At 68.8% G+C, this 17274-nt stretch carries 19 protein-coding genes; 16 read left to right on the top strand and 3 right to left on the bottom strand.

Annotated features, from left to right (window positions below; all coding sequences use genetic code 11):
* Positions 1-2 precede the first annotated feature (2 nt).
* The 11 genes from ABZX37_RS30975 to ABZX37_RS30925 all read left to right on the top strand — a co-directional run bounded on the left by ABZX37_RS30975 (position 3) and on the right by ABZX37_RS30925 (position 10609).
* On the top strand, positions 3-767 hold the full coding sequence (locus tag ABZX37_RS30975) for a glucose 1-dehydrogenase (RefSeq protein ID WP_354745498.1): 765 nt from the start codon (positions 3-5) through the stop codon (positions 765-767).
* A gap of 117 nt (positions 768-884) precedes the next feature.
* Positions 885-1676, top strand: a complete 792-nt coding sequence (locus tag ABZX37_RS30970; protein WP_344267887.1) for an ABC transporter permease — start codon at positions 885-887, stop codon at positions 1674-1676.
* A 1-nt stretch (position 1677) separates the two neighbouring features.
* Positions 1678-2538 carry an ABC transporter permease gene (locus tag ABZX37_RS30965; protein ID WP_354745496.1) on the top strand — a complete coding sequence of 287 codons (861 nt, stop codon included), beginning with the start codon at positions 1678-1680 and terminating at the stop codon, positions 2536-2538.
* Positions 2535-3890, top strand: coding sequence for an MCE family protein (locus ABZX37_RS30960; protein WP_354745494.1), 1356 nt, complete (start codon positions 2535-2537; stop codon positions 3888-3890). Before ABZX37_RS30965 ends, ABZX37_RS30960 begins: the two co-directional genes overlap by 4 nt.
* Positions 3887-4924 carry an MCE family protein gene (locus ABZX37_RS30955; protein ID WP_354745492.1) on the top strand — a complete coding sequence of 346 codons (1038 nt, stop codon included), beginning with the start codon at positions 3887-3889 and terminating at the stop codon, positions 4922-4924. The genes ABZX37_RS30960 and ABZX37_RS30955 overlap by 4 nt, the downstream gene beginning before the upstream one ends.
* Positions 4921-5952, top strand: coding sequence for an MCE family protein (locus ABZX37_RS30950; RefSeq protein ID WP_354745490.1), 1032 nt, complete (start codon positions 4921-4923; stop codon positions 5950-5952). Before ABZX37_RS30955 ends, ABZX37_RS30950 begins: the two co-directional genes overlap by 4 nt.
* Complete coding sequence (locus ABZX37_RS30945) at positions 5949-7145, top strand: MCE family protein (protein ID WP_354745488.1); 1197 nt, start codon at positions 5949-5951, stop codon at positions 7143-7145. The genes ABZX37_RS30950 and ABZX37_RS30945 overlap by 4 nt, the downstream gene beginning before the upstream one ends.
* A complete protein-coding gene (locus tag ABZX37_RS30940) occupies positions 7142-8332 on the top strand; it encodes an MCE family protein (protein ID WP_354745486.1) in 1191 nt (396 codons plus the stop codon). Before ABZX37_RS30945 ends, ABZX37_RS30940 begins: the two co-directional genes overlap by 4 nt.
* Positions 8332-9573 (top strand): MlaD family protein, encoded by a 1242-nt coding sequence (locus ABZX37_RS30935; RefSeq protein WP_354745485.1) that lies wholly within the window; start codon positions 8332-8334, stop codon positions 9571-9573. The genes ABZX37_RS30940 and ABZX37_RS30935 overlap by 1 nt, the downstream gene beginning before the upstream one ends.
* 62 nt (positions 9574-9635) lie before the next feature.
* A complete protein-coding gene (locus ABZX37_RS30930; RefSeq protein WP_354745589.1) occupies positions 9636-10124 on the top strand; it encodes a hypothetical protein in 489 nt (162 codons plus the stop codon).
* Entirely contained in the window at positions 10121-10609 is a 489-nt protein-coding gene (locus tag ABZX37_RS30925) for a hypothetical protein (RefSeq protein WP_354745483.1), read from the top strand. The genes ABZX37_RS30930 and ABZX37_RS30925 overlap by 4 nt, the downstream gene beginning before the upstream one ends.
* Here ABZX37_RS30925 and ABZX37_RS30920 read toward each other — a convergent pair.
* Positions 10587-11528, bottom strand: coding sequence for a 5,10-methylenetetrahydrofolate reductase (locus ABZX37_RS30920; RefSeq protein ID WP_354745482.1), 942 nt, complete (start codon positions 11526-11528; stop codon positions 10587-10589). The genes ABZX37_RS30925 and ABZX37_RS30920 overlap by 23 nt on opposite strands.
* A 115-nt stretch (positions 11529-11643) precedes the next feature.
* Between ABZX37_RS30920 and ABZX37_RS30915 the strand changes: the two genes are divergently transcribed.
* Positions 11644-11952 carry a hypothetical protein gene (locus ABZX37_RS30915; RefSeq protein ID WP_354745480.1) on the top strand — a complete coding sequence of 103 codons (309 nt, stop codon included), beginning with the start codon at positions 11644-11646 and terminating at the stop codon, positions 11950-11952.
* Complete coding sequence (locus ABZX37_RS30910; protein WP_354745478.1) at positions 11949-12365, top strand: hypothetical protein; 417 nt, start codon at positions 11949-11951, stop codon at positions 12363-12365. The genes ABZX37_RS30915 and ABZX37_RS30910 overlap by 4 nt, the downstream gene beginning before the upstream one ends.
* A 208-nt stretch (positions 12366-12573) precedes the next feature.
* On the opposite strand, the gene ABZX37_RS30905 is transcribed toward ABZX37_RS30910, so the two are convergent.
* Both ABZX37_RS30905 and ABZX37_RS30900 read right to left on the bottom strand, forming a co-directional pair.
* Entirely contained in the window at positions 12574-13719 is a 1146-nt protein-coding gene (locus ABZX37_RS30905; RefSeq protein ID WP_354745476.1) for a GDSL-type esterase/lipase family protein, read from the bottom strand.
* A 44-nt stretch (positions 13720-13763) separates the two neighbouring features.
* Positions 13764-14246, bottom strand: a complete 483-nt coding sequence (locus ABZX37_RS30900) for a hypothetical protein (RefSeq protein WP_354745474.1) — start codon at positions 14244-14246, stop codon at positions 13764-13766.
* 71 nt (positions 14247-14317) lie between these two features.
* Between ABZX37_RS30900 and ABZX37_RS30895 the strand changes: the two genes are divergently transcribed.
* From ABZX37_RS30895 to ABZX37_RS30885, 3 genes are all read left to right on the top strand, one after another.
* Positions 14318-15556 (top strand): aminotransferase class I/II-fold pyridoxal phosphate-dependent enzyme, encoded by a 1239-nt coding sequence (locus ABZX37_RS30895; protein ID WP_354745473.1) that lies wholly within the window; start codon positions 14318-14320, stop codon positions 15554-15556.
* A gap of 66 nt (positions 15557-15622) precedes the next feature.
* Positions 15623-16717, top strand: coding sequence for an FAD-dependent monooxygenase (locus ABZX37_RS30890; protein ID WP_354745471.1), 1095 nt, complete (start codon positions 15623-15625; stop codon positions 16715-16717).
* Between the two features lie 27 nt (positions 16718-16744).
* A complete protein-coding gene (locus ABZX37_RS30885; protein ID WP_354745469.1) occupies positions 16745-17209 on the top strand; it encodes a YbjQ family protein in 465 nt (154 codons plus the stop codon).
* Positions 17210-17274: the final 65 nt, after the last annotated feature.

Here is a 17274-nt window from a genome sequence, read left to right as displayed (position 1 = left end):
GCATGACCGAGGACCGGTTGGCCGGCAAAGTCGCCCTGATCACCGGAGCGGCACGCGGGCAGGGCGCGGCGGCCGCGCGCGCGTTCGTCGCGCAAGGCGCGAAGGTGGTGATCGCCGACGTCCTCGACGACGAAGGCAAGCAGCTCGCCGCCGAACTCGGCGAATCGGCCGTGTTCTGCCACCTCGACGTGAGCGACGAGGACGGCTGGACGGCCGCGGTCGAGACCACGGTGACGGAGTTCGGCGCGCCGACGGTGCTGGTCAACAACGCCGGGGTGCTGTACTTTTCGGAACTCGCGAAGACGCCGCTGGCCGAATACGAACGCGTCGTGCGGATCAACCAGATCGGGGCGTTTCTCGGCATGCGCTCGGTCGTTGAACCGATGGCGGGGGCCGGCGGCGGCTCCATCGTCAACGTGTCCTCTGTGGAGGGTCTGGCCGGGATGCCGTTCCTCGTCGCTTACACCGCGACCAAGTTCGCGATCCGCGGGATGACCAAGGTCGCCGCGCTGGAGCTGGGCGCGCGCGGGATCCGGGTCAACTCGGTGCATCCGGGGATGATCGACACGAAAATGGTGTCCGACGCCGCGGGCGCGGACGTGGACGTGTCCTGGGTGGGCAAGAAGGTCGCGCTCGGCCGGGTGGGCCGGGCGGACGAGATCGCGCCGCTGCTGGTGTTCCTCGGCAGCGACGAGAGTTCGTATTGCACCGGCAGCGAGTTCGTCGCCGATGGCGGAGCGACCGCCACCCATGCGTTGAAACTGTGAACGGTGCTGGTGAGCCCAGGGTGACGGCTGGGGGCTGAAGGGACGGGAGTGAACACCGCTAACCGAAATCGGCGGGCGGGGATGGGCAAGACTCGGGGGTGACTACTGGGAGGTGCGGTGGGCGGAAGCGGCTCGGTCACTCTCCCGGGCACCGCGGCGCTGACTCAGGTCGGCAGGCTCGCCACGCTGTCCTGGGAGGTCCTGCGGGCGATTTTCAAGCGTCCGTTCCAGTTCCGCGAATGGATCCAGCAGTGCTGGTTCTTCGCGAGCGTGACCATTCTTCCGACGGCCTTGGTCGCGATCCCGTTCGGCGCGGTCATCGCGCTGCAGCTGGGATCGCTGACCACGCAGATCGGCGCGCAGTCCTTCACCGGCGCGGCCAGCGCGCTCGCCATCGTGCAGCAGGCGAGCCCGTTGATCACCGCGCTGCTGGTGGCCGGTGCAGGAGGAAGCGCCGTCTGTGCTGATATTGGCGCGCGCAAGATCCGCGAAGAAATCGACGCGATGGAAGTGCTCGGCGTCAACCCGATCCAGCGCATCGTGGTGCCCCGCGTGCTCGCCGCGATCGTGGTGTCGGTGCTGCTCAACGGCCTGGTCAGCGTGGTCGGCGTGCTCGGCGGCTACTTCTTCAACGTGGTCCTGCAAGGCGGCACGCCCGGCGCGTACCTGGCCAGCTTCAACGCGCTCGCGCAGGTGCCGGACCTCTGGATCAGCGAGATCAAGGCGTTCCTGTACGGCTTCGTCGCGGGCGTGGTCGCCGCGTTCCGCGGGCTGAACCCGGCGGGCGGGCCGAAGGGCGTCGGCGACGCGGTGAACCAGGCGGTGGTGATCACCTTCCTGCTGCTGTTCCTGATCAACGTCGTGCTGACCGCCGTGTACCTCAAAGTCGTGCCCCCGAAGGCGTTGTGACATGACGGCCGAACCGATCGAGCAGCCGCGCGCGTCCGACCGGACGCTGGAGATCATCGCGCGCCCCGGCGCGAGTCTCGAAGGACTCGGGAAGCAGCTTTCGTTCTACGGCCGGGCGCTCGCCTGGTCGCCGCGCACGATCCGCCGCTACGGCCGGGAAACCACGCGGCTGCTGACCGAGGTCTGCTTCGGCACCGGCGGTCTCGCGGTGATCGGCGGGACGCTCGGCGTGATGATCGGGATGACGCTGTTCACCGGTCTCATCGTGGGCCTGCAAGGCTATTCGGCGCTGAACCAGCTCGGCACCGCCGCGCTCACCGGGTTCATTTCGGCCTACTTCAACACCCGCGAGGTCGCGCCGCTGTCGGCCGGGCTCGCGTTGTCGGCCACCGTCGGCTGCGGTTTCACCGCACAGCTCGGCGCGATGCGGATCTCCGAAGAGATCGACGCGCTCGAAGTGATGGCCGTGCCGAGCATGCCCTACCTCGTCACCACGCGCGTGCTCGCCGGCGTCACCGCGGTGATCCCGCTGTACGCGGTCGGCCTGCTGTCCTCGTACCTCGCGTCGCGGCAGATCACCATCTGGCTCTACGGCCAGTCCGCGGGCACGTACGACCATTACTTCACGCTGTTCCTCCCGCCGGAGGACGTGCTGTGGTCGTTCGCCAAGGTGATCGTGTTCAGCGTGCTGGTGATCCTTTCCCATTGCTATTACGGCTATACCGCGTCCGGCGGGCCGGCCGGGGTGGGCATCGCGGTGGGCCGCGCCGTGCGGACGTCGATCGTGCTGATCTCGGTGCTGGACTTCTTCCTGAGCCTCGCGATCTGGGGCGCGAACACGACAGTGCGGATATCCGGATGAGTACCCGTCGAGAGTTGCGCAAACGGCTCCAGTACCAGCTGCTGGGGCTGGTCTTCCTGGTCGTGGCGGCGTTGTTCTTCACCACCACGATCGCCGCGTACCGCAAGGTCTTCACGCCGGTCACGCTCGTGAAGCTGGAGACCGACCACGTCGGCAGCCAGCTGCGCGTCGGCGGCGACGTGAAGGTGCGCGGCATGCTCGTCGGCGAGATCCGCGACGTGCGGCCGGTCGGCGACCACGCGGAGCTGGAACTGGCGCTGCAGCCGGACAAGACCGACGTGATCCCGTCGAACGTTTCGGCGCGGCTGCTGCCGAAAACCCTGTTCGGCGAACGGTACGTCGCGCTCCAGCTGCCCGAGCAGGCGCAGCGGCCGATCAAGGCGGGCGACGTCATCCCGCAGGACCGCAGCAGCACCGCGATCGAACTGGAGCAGGTCCTCAACCACGTCATGCCGCTGCTGCAGGCGGTGCAGCCGGAAAAGCTCTCCAGCACGCTCAACGCGGTGTCCACCGCGCTCGACGGACGCGGCAAGAAGCTCGGCGAGACGCTGACCCAGCTGTCGGACTACCTCGGCAAGCTCAACCCGTCGCTGCCCGATCTCAAGGCCGACATCACCGGGCTGGCCAACGTTTCCGGCATCTACGACAAGGCCGCGCCGGACGCGCTGCAGGCGTTGTCGGACCTCACCACGACGACGCAGACCATCGTGGAGAAACAGCGCGGCCTGACCGACCTTTACTCCTCGGTCACCGGCACCGCCACCGACCTGACGCGCTTCCTGGAAGTCAACAAGGACAACATCATCCGCCTCACCACCGCCGTGCAGCCCACGCTCGACGTGCTCGCGAAGTACGCGCCGGAATACCCGTGCCTGTTCAAGCAGCTGGCCGGGACGGTGCCGAACGCGGAGCTGGCGTTCGGCAAGGGCACCGCGCATCCGGAGGTCAGCCGCGTGACGATCGAGTTCTCGGCGAGCCGCGGCAAGTACCTGCCCGGCGTCGACGAGCCGAAGTACGACGACAAACGCGGCCCGCGCTGCTATCCGCAGGTGCCGAAACCCGGGCACTGGCCGCAGTACCCGCCGGACGGCGCGGTGAAGGACGGGACGACCAAGCCCGCCCCGCCGCACAACCCGGACGGCACGCTGCCCGGCGACATCACCAACGGCCCGCTGCCCGGCGGGTCCGGATCGACCGGCGGCGCGCCGAGCATCGTCGGGTCGGCCGACGAGCAGAAGCTGCTCGACCTGCTGGTCTCGCCGACGCTGAACACCACGCCGGACAACGTGCCGGGCTGGTCCGGGCTGCTGGTCGGGCCGCTGTACCGCGGCGCGGAGGTGGAGCTGAAATGAGGTCGTTCGTCCCCGCGCTGATCAAGATCGGCATCTTCGCCGTGGTCACCGTGCTGCTCACCGGGGTCCTCGCCACCACGATCGCGAACACGAACTTCGGCAACACCGCCTCCTACGTCGCGAAGTTCACCGATGCCTCAGGGCTGCAGGCCGGCGACGACGTGCGGATCTCCGGCGTGAAGGTCGGCCAGGTCGAGACGATCGGGGTCGACCAGGGCGAGCGGAACTACGCCGAGGTGCGGTTCCTCGTCGAATCGGCGTACAAGCTGCCCTCGCTCGCCACCGCGACCATCAAGTACCGCAACCTCGTCGGCCAGCGCTACCTCTCGCTCGGCACCGACGTCAGCGGCGGCGACATGCTGTCCCCTGGCGACACGATCCCGCCGGAGCGGACCAAACCGGCGCTCAACCTGACCGTGCTGTTCAACGGGTTCAAGCCGCTGTTCAAGGCGCTGGACCCGAAGGAGGTCAACCAGCTTTCCGCCGAGATCGTGCAGGTGTTCCAGGGCGAGGGCGGCACGATCACCAGCCTGCTGTCGCACACCGCGTCGATCACGTCGGCGATCGCGGGCAAGGACAAGGTGATCGGGCAGGTCATCGACAACCTCAACCAGGTGCTCAGCACGGTCAACGCGCGCGGCCCGCAGCTCGGCGACCTCGTCGACCAGACGCAGCGGCTGGTGAGCGGGCTGGCCGAGCAGCGCAAGCCGATCGGCGACGCGGTGGGCGCGCTCGGCGACCTGACCAACGCGACCGCCGGTCTGCTCGCCGACGCGCGGCCCGCGGTGCAGCAGGACGTGGCCCAGCTCGGGAAGCTGTCGAACAACCTCAACGATTCGCAGCCGCTCATCGAGCACCTGCTGCAGGTGCTGCCGGGGAACCTGGAGAAGTTCACCCGGACCCTGAGCTACGGCAGCTGGTTCAACTACTACCTGTGCGGGATCGAAGGCACCATCGGCATTTCCTCGCTGGACGTAACCTTGCCGATCGTGCCCGTTCCCGGTACCGAACGCGCGCCGAGGTGTGGCCCGTGAAACGACTCAAAGACCGGAACCAGGCCGGCGTCGGCGCGGTGACGCTCGTGCTCATCGTGCTGATCACCGCCGTGACGTACTTTTCCGACAGCATCCCGATGTTCGGCAACGGCACCACCTACACCGCGGCGTTCGCCGAGTCCGCCGGGCTCGCGCCGGACAACGAGGTGCAGGTGGCCGGCGTCAAGGTGGGGCAGGTGACTTCGGTGGAGCTGGGGCACAAGCAGGTGCTCGTGAAGTTCCGCGTGAAGGGCGTGCGGGTCGGCGACGCGTCCACGGCGTCGATCGAGATCAAGACGCTGCTGGGGGAGAAGTACCTCGCGCTGGACACGAAGGGCGGCGGCACGCAGACGCCCGGCGACACGATCCCGGTGCAGCGCACGCGGACGCCGTTCCAGCTGCAGGACGCGTTCAACCAGCTGTCCACGACGGTCGGCGACATCGACACCAAGCAGCTGGCGCAGAGCTTCACCGCGCTGTCGGATTCCCTTAAAGACAGTCCGCAGTACTTGAAGGACACGCTGTCCGGGCTGTCGGCGTTGTCGAAGACGGTGTCCTCGCGCGACGCCGATCTGCACGCGCTGCTGTCCAACACGAGCAAGATTTCGAAGACGCTGTCCGACCGGAACGCCCAGCTGCAGCAGGTGATCAGCGACGGCAATCTGCTGCTGACCGAACTGCAGCAGCGCCGCGAGCAGATCAGCACGCTGCTCAAGGGCACGCAGGCGATCTCGGCGCAGCTGTCCGGGCTGGTCGCGGACAACCGCACGCAGATCGGGCCGACGCTCGCCGCGCTCGGGAAGGTCACCGACGTTTTGCAGCGCAACCAGGGCAACCTCGACCGGAGCCTGCAGCTGATGGCCCCGTTCGCCCGGGTCGGCGCGAACGCGACCGGCAACGGGCGCTGGTTCGAGGGGTATCTGTGCGGCCTGCTGCCGCCGACGATCACCGCGGGCGGAATCTCGATCAACCCGGAGGGCTGCACGCCGCCGATCTCCGCACCTGATCAGGGGGTGGGTGGACGATGACTGTCGAAACGCGCGCTGGGCGCAGTTTGGTTACCTGGCTCGGATTCGCTTGTGTGGCAGCGCTTTTGCTGACTGCGGGCGTCTACCTCGTTCTGCGCGACACCGGCGGGACGAAGATCTCGGCCTACTTCGGCAAAACCGTCGGCCTCTACGCCGGTTCGTCCGTGCGCGTGCTGGGCGTGGCGGTCGGCGAGGTCACCGCGGTGACGCCGGAGGGCCAAGCGGTGCGCGTGGACATGAAGGTCAACGACGACGTCCCGATCCCGAAAGACGTGGGCGCGGTGGTCGTTTCGCCGAGCCTGGTGAGCGACCGGTACGTGCAGCTGACCCCGTCGTACGACAGCGGTCCGACGCTCGCGAGCGGAACCGTGCTGGCGCGCGACAAAACCGCGACGCCGGTGGAACTGGACGACCTCTACGCGAGCCTCGACAAGCTGTCCACCGCGCTCGGACCCAACGGGGCCAACAAAAACGGCGCGTTCTCCGACCTGCTGGACACCGCCGCCGCCAACCTCAAGGGCAACGGCAAGGACCTGAACTCGACCGTCACCAGGCTGGCCGATCTGGCCGGCACGCTCGACGATTCGAAGGACGACCTGTTCTCCACGGTGAAGAACCTGAACTCCTTCACCTCCGCGCTGTCTCAAAGCGACAGCCAGCTGAACGAGTTCTACCAGCGGCTCGCGGACGTCAGCGGGTTCCTCGCCGACGATTCGCACGACGTCGGGGCCGCGCTCGATTCGCTGTCCACGTCGCTCGGGGACGTCAAACAGTTCGTGGCGGACAACAAAAACGGGCTCTCGTCCAATGTGGCCAAACTGGCGTCGCTCACCAAGGTGCTGGTGGACCAGCGGGCCTCGCTCGCCGAGGTCCTCGACATCGCGCCGACCGGCGCGACGAACTTCATCAACACCTACGACGCGGCGTCCGGCACGATCGCGGTGCGCGACAACCTGAACGAGATCACCAACCCGCCGATCCTCACCATCTGCCGGTTGATCAGCGCCGGCACGCCGAAGCCGCTGCCGGACACACTCGGCACTATCTGCAAGAAGCTCGCGCCGGTGCTCGACGGCACGCTGAAGCTGCCGTCCATCCCGCAGGCGCTGAACTCCCTGCAAAACGGCCAGCTTCCGCCGTTGCCGCTGCCGCTGTCGGACGTGCTGACGCAGAAACCCGGAGGTGGCAAGTGAACCGCCTCCGCAAACGGCTGGCGGGCGTGCTCGCCGGGGTGCTGGTGCTCGCCGGGTGCAGCGACGGCGGGTTCAACGGGCTGTACTCGACGCCGTTGCCCGGCGGCCCGGACGTCGGCGACCACCCGTACCACGTCACCGCGTTGTTCACCGACGTGCTGGACCTGGTGCCGCAGGCGAACGTGAAGGTGAACGACGTCGCGGTCGGCCGGATCGACCGGATCGCGCTCACCCCGGACACCCGGTCCGCGCTCGTGTCGATGACGGTGAACGGCGACGTCCAGCTGCCCGCCAACGCGCTCGCCGAACTGCGCCAGTCCAGTCTGCTCGGAGAGAAGTTCGTGCAGCTGAGCGCGCCGACCGCGGAGAAACCGGCCGGCAAGCTCGCCGACGGGGCGCAGATCCCGCTCGGGCGCACGAACCGCAACCCGGAGATCGAGGAGGTGCTGGGCGCGTTGTCGTTGTTGCTCAACGGCGGCGGCGTCGACCAGCTGCAGAACATCAGCCACGAACTCAACGACGCGCTGTCGGGCAACGAACCGCAGATGCGCGCGCTGCTGTCCCGGGTGGACGAACTGGCCACCCAGCTGGACGGGCACAAGGGCGAGATCCTGCGCGCGATCGACGGGCTGGACAAACTGTCGACCACGCTCGTCGGGCAGAAGCAGAACCTCGCCACCGCGCTGGACAAACTCGCGCCGGGGCTGAAGATCGTCGCCGACCAGCGCGACCAGCTGGTGGCGATGCTGAACTCGCTGAACAAGCTCTCCGGCGTCGCGGTCGACACGGTGAACCGCAGCCGGGACCAGCTCGTCGCGAACCTCAAGGCCCTGGAGCCGACGCTGCGCCAGCTCAGCGCGGCGGGCAAGGACCTGCCGAACGCGTTGCGGATCCTGCTCACCTATCCGTTCCCGGACTACGCGGGCAACGTGATCAAGGGCGACTACGCGAACGTCGACGCGCGGATCAACCTCGACCTCGACAAGCTGGTGCAGAACTTCACGAACTCGTCGCAGCCGCCGTTCCAGCTGCCGACGCCCCCCTCGACCGGGGGCACGCCGCCCGCTGCCGGGCAAGGGACGCCGCAGCTGCCGCAGTTGCCGTTGCCGCTGCCCAACACACCGGCCACGGGCGGAGCGAAACCGGGCTTGGGCGGGTTGCTCGGCGGCCTGCTGGGAGGTGGCTGATGAACACGCGCAAAGTCCGGATCCAGCTGCTGGTGTTCTTCGCGATCGCCATCGTCTCGGTGGCCTACGCGGGCGGGCATTACGCCGGTCTCGACCGGATTTTCGGCAACCGGGGCTACCACGTGACGCTCAAACTCGCCGACTCCGGCGGGGTTTTCGTCAACTCCGAGGTCGCCTACCGCGGCGTGACGGTCGGCCGCGTCGGGGCCATGACGCTCACCCCGCAGGGCATCGACGTCCGCCTCGACATCGACTCCGGCGGCCCGGACATCCCGTCCGCGCTGCACGCGCAGGTCGCGAACCGGTCGGCGGTGGGGGAGCAGTTCGTGGACCTGCTGCCGGACCGCGAATCCGGCCCGTACCTGGAGGACGGCGCGGTGATCACGCAGGACCGCACGTCGCTGCCCGCGACGCCGGATTCCGTGCTGACGCATCTCGACGGCCTGGTCGCGAGCGTCCATCCGGAGTCGTTGAAGACCGTGGTGGACGAGACGTACGACGCGTTCGCCGGTTCCGGGCCGGAGTTGCAGAAGCTGTTGGACAGCACCAGTTCGCTCACCGCGACGGCCGCGCAGTACGTGCCGGACACGCAGGGGTTGCTGGCGAATTCGCGCACGGTCTTCGCCACGCAGGAACGGCAGGCGCAGAACATCACGGCGTTCGCGTCCGGGCTGAGGACGATCACCGGGCAGTTGAAATCGTCGGATCCGGCTATCCGCAAGGTGATCGACGAGGCTCCGCAGTTGAGCCGACAGATCAGCGATGTGCTCGCGACGTCCGGGACCGACCTCGGCGTGTTGTTCGCGAACTCGCTCACCACCGCGCAGGTCACCTCGATGCGGAAGGACGCGATCGAGGAGCTTTTGGTGGCGTACCCGGTGATCTCGGCGTTCTCGCCGACGACCTCGCCGGACGGCACCGGGCATCTGGGCGTGGTGTTCAACTTCTTCGACCCGCATTCGTGCACGAAGGGGTACGAGGGCACGAAACAGCGTCCGGCCAACGACACGAGCGAAGCGCCGGTCAACATGAACGCTTACTGCGCGGAGCCTCCAGGCAGCCCGACTGAGGTGCGTGGGGCGCAGAACGCGCCGTACGCGGGGAAGCCGCCCGCGATTCCGGCCGCGCCCAAGGCTTCCGCGCCTTCGGACCAGGGCTCGCAGCAGCAGTTGCCGGGCCTGTTGGGACAGCTGACCGCGCCGCTGAAGGGCGGGCTCGGGGCGTTGCTGGGCGGTTCGTGATGGCTGTTGATACCGCGGAAACCGACGACGCTGCCGACGAGGTTGTTGCGGGACGGCCCTTCCTGACTGCACGAGTGCTAACCGCGCTGGCCGTGGTCGCGGTGCTGGCCGCGGCGTGGTTCGGCTGGTCGTGGTGGAGCGCGGCGCAGGACGACGGCCTCGCCCGCGGCCGGGCCCGGGACGCCGTGCTGGCCGCCGCGAGCACGAGCCTGGTCACGCTCAACACGATCGACTACCGCACGAGCGCGGTCGACGTGGACCGCTGGATCGCCGCGACGACCGGGCAGTACGGCAAAGACCTTTCCGGCGACCGGCAGATGCAGATCGACCGGGCCAAGCGCGCCAAGATCGTGTCGACAGCTTCGCTGGTGCAAGCCGCTGTCACCGATCTGGACCCGTCGGCAGGTACAGCAAGGCTGATCGCAGTCCTGAACGTCCGCGTGAGCACCGGCGACGGCGCGCCCTCGGCGAAACAGGCCCGCCTGGCCGTGGACTTCGCGCGCGACGGCGATGCGTGGAAGATCGGCGCTGTCCAGGCGGTGGGCTCGTGAACCGGCGGACGATCGCCGCTGGCGTGGCCGCGGTCGCGCTGGCGTGCGCGGTGTGGTTCGGAGTGCAAGCGTTGCTGCTGCAACCCGAAGACGACGAAGCGATGGTCGACCCCGTCGCGACATCTCAAGTCACCGACCAGGTCAGCGCCGCCGTCAAGGCTGTCTTTTCTTACGACTACGCGAACCTGGACCGCACCGCTCGCGCCGCGGGCGACGTCCTCACGGGCTCAGCAGTGGGTCAGTACCAAGCCCAATTCGCCGCGGCCCGCCAACGCGCGACGAACGAAAAACTCGTCCGCACCACGACCGTCCGCGCGATCGGCGTCCGGTCCCTGCACGGCGACGACGCGAGCCTGCTGCTTTTCCTTGACCAGCAAACGATCCTGCCCGGCGGCGGTGCGCCTCAATCGTCGGTCGGCCAGCTTTCCGTGACCGCGCATCGCACCGACGGACAGTGGAAGATCACCGCGCTGGATCCGCTGTAGCCGCCCGGCCGAGCAGCCCGCTCACCTCTTTCGCGAGGGACACCGACGCCTCGATCTCGACCTTGCGGATCGACACGCTCTCCACGAGGAACCCGAACGGCATCCCGAGCTTGCGGCAGAAAGCGGCCAGTTCGCGGGCGTTCGCCAGGCATTGCTCGTAGGACTCGGCCAGCGTGTCGTCCGCGTGGCGCAGGGAATTCTCCAGCCAGCGCGGGACGTGGACGCCGAGCCACTTGAGGAACGCCAGCGTTTTCTCCGAACCGCAGACCGAGAGGGTGAACAGGACCGGCTTGGGTTCGAGCTGCTGCTCACGGCAGGCGTAGAAGTAGTCGGAGACCATGCTCTTGGCCGCGTCTGCGCTGTAGATCACCTGCGAGATGAAGTACGCGCAGCCGGCTTGCTGTTTGGCGATCAGCCGGAGGTGCTCGTCGGGCCGCTCGGTGATGGCGACGCCGCCGAGCAGCAGGTCCGGCCGGACTTCGCGGCGCAATGCCTGCGCCTCGGACAGCCGGGTGCGCACCTCTTTGCCCTTCGAGGAAGCCCCGACGAAGACGGACAGCACCCGCTCGGTGTCGGCGGTCCGCAACCAATCGCGCAGCTCGTCGCCGGGGTACTTGCCGACGCACCGGTAGATCACCGCCGGACGGTCCCACTCGCTGAGATAGCCCGCGTGGTAGCCGGCCGGGTCGAGGGTCGGCAGGTAGGGGAACGGCCGCTCCTCGGGGTTGCGGTCGCTCTCGTCGTCGATGTCGTAGAGGGCGAGGCCGTCGACGTCGAGGTCGCCGAGCCGCGCGAGGGTGGCGGCGGTGATCTCCCGGATCCGCTCGGGCGAGGTGCTGAGGCGCGGCGGGGTGATGCCGAAGAGCAGCACGCCGCTGCCGGAGTCGGTCAGCTTGGCCCGGAGAGTGTGGTCCGCCATGAGGCGGAAGTTAGCAGCCGAGGCCAGCCGGCGAACGGACCGGCTGGCCGTCGGGGTCGCCGGGTCGGCCTGCGTCCGGTCGGCGCAGCGCCGGTTCGGCTTTGTCGTGGAATCGATGCTGAACGGCACCTGGGACTGGAATCGGCCGGGCACGGCGCTGCGGGTGATCGACCGGGGCGGGCAGTTGGTCAGCTACGATAACCGGCGGCTGGACGCGGCACGCGAAGTTCGTCAGCAGGTGCCCGACTACAAGGTCAAAGTGGAACGAGTCGATCCGCAGTCCCCCAACCCAGCGAAGACATCGGGCATGAACTGGGACAGGAGTTTCGAAAAGCGGATGACCAGCAAGCGCAACCGGGACGAAAACGGGTGTCGCGTGCCTTGGCAGGGATTGAACGAGAGGCCTCGGGTGGAGGGGGAATGACGGAGCGGGTTGTTTCCCTGTGGCGCTCCGGCAGCGCGCCTGCGGTCTCCGGCCTCTACCGGGCGGATGACACCGCTTTCGCGGCAACGACGAATGGTGCGGAGCTTTCGTGGTTCCGGCTCGGCGCGCTGCTCGACCTGGACGAGGTTTTGGCGGATCCCGAATACGTGATGAGCATCGAGATCATCGCGAGGGCCGAAATCGAGGACGGATTTCTTGTGTGCGGCGAAGGCGAGCTCGGCGCGGACGGATTCTTCGCCCGGCTCGACCGGGCGGGCGGCCTGCGCTGGCTGGTGGCATTGCAGCACTCGAATCCATTCGAGCGGATCACCGTTTCCGCGGAAAAGTTCACCGTGGTGAACAACCTGGGGAATTCCTTGTCGGTCAGCCTCGCTGACCCGAGGTTCTCCTAGCCGGGAATGTGAAAATTGTCTGTTCGCCGGCGGCAAGCGCACAGCGAGCATGGCCTCGTGTCCGGTCTGCGAGTGCCCAGGTTTGCCGTTGTGCCGTAGGAGACCTGGTCTCCGCCGGGTCAAGCCTCCGGGCGAGACTGGATGCAGCTGGTGCTCGACGATCTGGCCGACGCGACAGGGCTGGGCTCTTGACGCTCCCGGCACGGGCTCAGGCCGCGAACGGGCCACCCTCCCCGAAGACCTGCTTAACAAATCGCTCCCCGACAAGCCGATGCGTAGCCGCGTCCGGATGCAGCGCGTCCGGCAGGGGATGGGCGGCAAAATCCCCTTCCCCGTACAGCGAAAGCCCGTCCATGTAATACAACCCCGGATCCGCCCGAGCTGTCACGATCTGTGCCAGTTCCTCCCGGATCACCTTCAACGTCAGCTTCCCCTCCGCCACCGCAGAAGGATCGCCAGTCGCCTTGAACCGCAGCGTTCCGGTGCTGAAGTCCGGCGCACCCGGCCCGGGCGTGTCCTCGTGGATCGGGCACAGCCAAGGCGAGATCACCACCAGCGGAACGTCCGGATGCCCCTCCCGGATCGTGTCCAAAAACCCATGCACCGCCGGGCCGAAAGCGCGCAATCGCATCAGGTCCGCGTTCACCACGTTGATCCCCAGCTTCACGCTGATCAGATCGGCGGGCGTGTCCCGCATCGCCCGCGCGGTGAACGGGTCCAGTAGTGCGCTCCCGCTGAAGCCCAGGTTGATCAGGTCCACCCCGGCCGCCGCGGCGGCGAGCGCGGCCCACGTCTGGGACGGCCCGGCCGCACCGGTGCCGTGGCTGATCGAGCTGCCGTGGTGCAGCCAGACCCGTCCAGCGGGTGGCAGCGGCGTGATCGGGGCCGTCGTGCGCAACGCGACCAATCGAGTGGTTTCGTTGTGCGGCAACCAGATCTCGACGTCCTTGACGCCCGAGGGCAGATCGGAGAACCGGACTGTGCCGGGCGGGCCGGGGCGGGTTTCGCCGGAGCCGGTCATCATGTCGAGGATCAGTTCGTCGCCGCCGGAGACCGTCGCGGAGCCGGCCGGGCGGCCGTTCAGGACGAGGTCGTAGTTGCCGTCCGGCAGCGGCGGCACGCCCGCGTAGCCGACCTTCGTGCGGTGGGTGTCCAGTTCGATGGCGGTCGACTCGGTGCGGAACACCAAGCGCACGCCGGACGGCTGGGTCTCGGCCAGCGCGAGCCTGCTGTCGGTGTTCTGCGCCCGCGCCCGTGCGGTCAGCCGGTGCGGCAGCAAGCCCTGCGGCGTGCGTTCCAGCTCAAGTGCACCGCGCATGAACTCTTCGCCGATCTCGGTGGTGATCCACTGCATGCCGCCGAGTCTGCCGTCCCCGTCCGCGCGCCGCCAACGGGATATCAGCCGTCCCAGACCCCGGCGCCCTGGCGCAGCACCGCGACCGGGGCGGCCTCGGCGGACGGCCACAGGTCCAGCACGTACCGGAAATGCTCGCCGAATTCGTGGTCGTGCCATTCGGCGTCCGGCGGGCCGCTTTCCACATAGGACACTCGGACTCGGTACCGGCCGGGCGGGACCGCGATCCGGTGAACCTGGTGCGCGTAGTCGGCGGGACCGGCCAGCGTCGCCTCGCCGCCGGGGACGTCGAGATCGGCTTCCACGACGTGGGACGCGTCCGGCAGCACCGGCGGTGCCGCGGCGCCGACCGACACGTCGACCTCGACCCAATCGGAGCGCGCGGTCGCCACGGAGAGCGACGACGGCTCTACCGCGACGCGGTGCACGGACACCGCCTCGTCGGTCCACCCGCCGTCGCCGGGACGCCAGGCGTCCTTGTCCCGCAAGGAGAACTGCCGTTGCTCGGCATGCACCAGGTACCGCACGGGCTCCACGCTAGCCCACGAGAGCCGGGGGTCACCCGAACTGGCTTGCGCGAGCGGTTTAGCGTGGTGGTATGACCACAGCTCCTGTCGACGTCGACACCGCCCGTCGCGACTACGCTGCGCTGGTCGAGCGCGGCCTGTCCCTGGACATCACCCGCGGCAAGCCGTCGCCCCGGCAGCTCGACCTCTCCGCAGATCTCCTGACGCTGCCGAACGGCCAGTACAAGGCCGAGGACGACACCGACACCCGCAACTACGGCGGGCTCAAGGGGCTGCCGGAGCTGCGCCGCATCTTCGCCGACGCCCTGCAGGTGCCGGTCGAGCAGCTGTTCGCGGCGGGCAACTCCAGCCTGGAGCTGATGCACGACACCATCGCCCAGGCGATGCTCAGCACGCTGCCGGGTGCCACCCGCCGCTGGGCCGACGAGCCCCGCATCGCGATGCTGTGCCCGGTGCCCGGCTACGACCGGCACTTCGCGCTCGCCGAGCGGTTCGGCATCGAGCTGATCCCGGTGCCGATGACCGAAACCGGTCCGGACATGGACGTCGTCGAGCGCCTCGTCGCCGACGACGCCGCGGTCAAGGGCATCTGGTGCGTGCCGAAGTACTCCAACCCGACCGGCGTCACCTTCAGCGCCGAGACCGCCGGACGGCTCGCCGCGATGCCGACCGCCGCGCCGGACTTCCGGATCATCTGGGACAACGCCTACGCGGTGCACCACCTCACCGACGACGAGCCGGAGCTGGCCGACATCCTCGCGCTCTGCGCCGAGGCCGGGAACCCGGACCGCGCGTTCGTGTTCGGCTCCACCTCGAAGATCACCTTCGCCGGGGCCGGCGTCGGGTTCTTCGGCGCGTCCGAGGCCAACCTCGCCTGGTGGCAGAGCGTGCTCAGCAAGCGCACCATCGGGCCGGACAAGGTCAACCAGCTGCGCCACGCGCTGTTCCTCAAGGACGCCGACGGCGTCCGCGCGCTCATGCGCAAGCACGCGGAGCTGATCGCGCCCAAGTTCGCCGCCGTCGAGCGCATCCTCTCCGAGGAACTGGGCGACCTGGCGACCTGGACCAAGCCGACCGGCGGCTACTTCATCTCGCTGACCGTGCCCGAGGGCACCGCGAAGGAGGTCGTGCGGCTGGCCAAGGAGGCGGGCGTCGCGCTGACCCCGGCCGGGGCCACCCACCCGCACGGCGACGACCCGGCCGACGCGGTCATCCGCATCGCGCCGACCTTCCCCGAGCTGCCCGAGGTGGAGGAGGCCGTCCGCGCCCTCGCCGTCTGCGTGCGGCTCGCGGTCGCGCAGCGCGCCTGAGCACTGGTTCCGTGCCGCCGCCACCCGCTACGGTGGCGGCGGCACGGTCGTATCCAGGGGGGCGCGATGCGCGTTTTGATCGCAGGTGGCGGAGTCGCGGGCACGGTCACGGCGATGGCGCTGCAGCTGGCCGGACACGAGCCGGTGGTGTTCGAGGCGCATCCCAGCGGGGGAGCGGACGCGGGCGCGTTCCTCGTCGTGATGCACAACGGCATGAACGCGTTGCGCGCGATCGACGCCGATTCTCCGGTGATCGAAGCGTCCTTCGCCTCGACCGGCATGGAACTCGTCGGCCCGGACGGGACCACGCTCGGCGCGCACGAATTCGACCGCGAACTCGACGGCCCGCGCACCCTCACTCGTGCCGCGCTTTACCGTGCGCTGCAACAGGAAGCGGAACGGCGCGGAATCCGGATCGTGCACGGCAAACGTCTCGTCTCCGCCACTGACGGCGTCACCGCGACCTTCCAGGACGGCACCACCGAGTCTGGCGATGTGCTCGTCGGAGCGGACGGACTCCATTCCGTGGTCCGCACCCTCATCGACCTGAGCGCCGAGCCGCCGCGCTTCACCGGCTTGACCGTGGTCTACGGCTACACCCGCGCCGAAGGATTTCCCGCCGCGCCCGGCATCTACCGGATGGTGCGCGGCAGTCGCGCCGCGTTCGGTTACACCACCGCACCGGACGGCGCGACGTTCTGGTTCGCCCGCGTCCCCGACTCCGAGCGCTCGCGCGCCGAGATCGCCGCCGTCACCCCGGAAGGCTGGCGTGAGTTCACCCACGCCGCGTTCGCCGACGACCCGCTGCCGTGCGCCGCGATCGTGGCCGCGACCGGCGACGACGTCCGCGGCGGCCATTCCTACGACCTGCCGACCACCCGCGTCTGGTCCACGTCGTCGATGGTGCTGGCCGGGGACGCTGCCCACGCGGCGTCGCCCGCTGCGGGGCAGGGAGCGTCGATGGCGCTGGAAGACGCGGTGGTGCTCGGCCAGTGCCTGCGCGATCTGCCGGACGCGCCCGCGGCGTTCGCGGCCTACGAACGGCTGCGCCGCGCCCGGGTCGAGAAGCTCGTGGCGGCCAGCGCGGGCAACGACGTCGGCGGCGAGCGAGGATGGGCATACCGGCATCATCTGGACTGGACTGCGCGAATCACAGCGTGAGCGCGTCGCCGACGATACGATCCGCGCATGACTCAAGCCGCGCCACCGCAACAGCAGCAGCCGCAGTTCCCGATCCTGCTGTCCACGATGAACGATCTGCCCGGGTACCGCGTGGTCCGAGTGTTCGGCGAGGTCTTCGGGCTCACCGTCCGCAGCCGCAACATGTTCTCCAACATCGGGTCCGGGTTCAAGGCGATGGGAGGCGGCGAGCTCAAGGGCCTCACGAAGCTGCTCTCCGACTCGCGCCACGAAGCCCTCTTCCGGCTGTGCCAGGAAGCGATGCAGCACGGGGCCAACGCCGTGCTCGCGCTGCGCTTCGACTGCAACGAGATCGCGGGCACCGCCAGTGAGATCGCCGCCTACGGCACCGCGGTGTACGTGGTCCCGGACGGCGCCCAGCAGCAGGCTCCGCAACAGCAGCAGGCCGCCCCGCAGCAGCAGTACGCGCAGGCGCCGCAGCAGCAGTACCAGGCTCAGCCGCCGCAGGCCTGAGCCCCACGACAGGCTTGCCCGTGCGTCCAGCTCTGCGTGGATGCACGGGCAACTAGCGTGCGCGG

Origin of the sequence: Amycolatopsis sp. NPDC004079 (genome assembly GCF_040610415.1) — a bacterium.
GTDB lineage: Bacteria > Actinomycetota > Actinomycetes > Mycobacteriales > Pseudonocardiaceae > Amycolatopsis > Amycolatopsis halotolerans.
This window is presented reverse-complemented; position numbering and strand designations above follow the sequence as displayed.

Bases quoted from the DNA above. Each gene is read 5' to 3' on its own strand.
- ABZX37_RS30975 (WP_354745498.1), top strand. From the start codon at position 3: ATGACCGAGGACCGGTTGGCCGGCAAAGTCGCCCTGATCACCGGAGCG.
- ABZX37_RS30965 (WP_354745496.1), top strand. From the start codon at position 1,678: ATGACGGCCGAACCGATCGAGCAGCCGCGCGCGTCCGACCGGACGCTG.
- ABZX37_RS30960 (WP_354745494.1), top strand. From the start codon at position 2,535: ATGAGTACCCGTCGAGAGTTGCGCAAACGGCTCCAGTACCAGCTGCTG.
- ABZX37_RS30955 (WP_354745492.1), top strand. From the start codon at position 3,887: ATGAGGTCGTTCGTCCCCGCGCTGATCAAGATCGGCATCTTCGCCGTG.
- ABZX37_RS30945 (WP_354745488.1), top strand. From the start codon at position 5,949: ATGACTGTCGAAACGCGCGCTGGGCGCAGTTTGGTTACCTGGCTCGGA.
- ABZX37_RS30935 (WP_354745485.1), top strand. From the start codon at position 8,332: ATGAACACGCGCAAAGTCCGGATCCAGCTGCTGGTGTTCTTCGCGATC.
- ABZX37_RS30920 (WP_354745482.1), bottom strand. From the start codon at position 11,528: ATGGCGGACCACACTCTCCGGGCCAAGCTGACCGACTCCGGCAGCGGC.
- ABZX37_RS30915 (WP_354745480.1), top strand. From the start codon at position 11,644: ATGCTGAACGGCACCTGGGACTGGAATCGGCCGGGCACGGCGCTGCGG.
- ABZX37_RS30910 (WP_354745478.1), top strand. From the start codon at position 11,949: ATGACGGAGCGGGTTGTTTCCCTGTGGCGCTCCGGCAGCGCGCCTGCG.
- ABZX37_RS30905 (WP_354745476.1), bottom strand. From the start codon at position 13,719: ATGCAGTGGATCACCACCGAGATCGGCGAAGAGTTCATGCGCGGTGCA.
- ABZX37_RS30895 (WP_354745473.1), top strand. From the start codon at position 14,318: ATGACCACAGCTCCTGTCGACGTCGACACCGCCCGTCGCGACTACGCT.
- ABZX37_RS30890 (WP_354745471.1), top strand. From the start codon at position 15,623: ATGCGCGTTTTGATCGCAGGTGGCGGAGTCGCGGGCACGGTCACGGCG.
- ABZX37_RS30885 (WP_354745469.1), top strand. From the start codon at position 16,745: ATGACTCAAGCCGCGCCACCGCAACAGCAGCAGCCGCAGTTCCCGATC.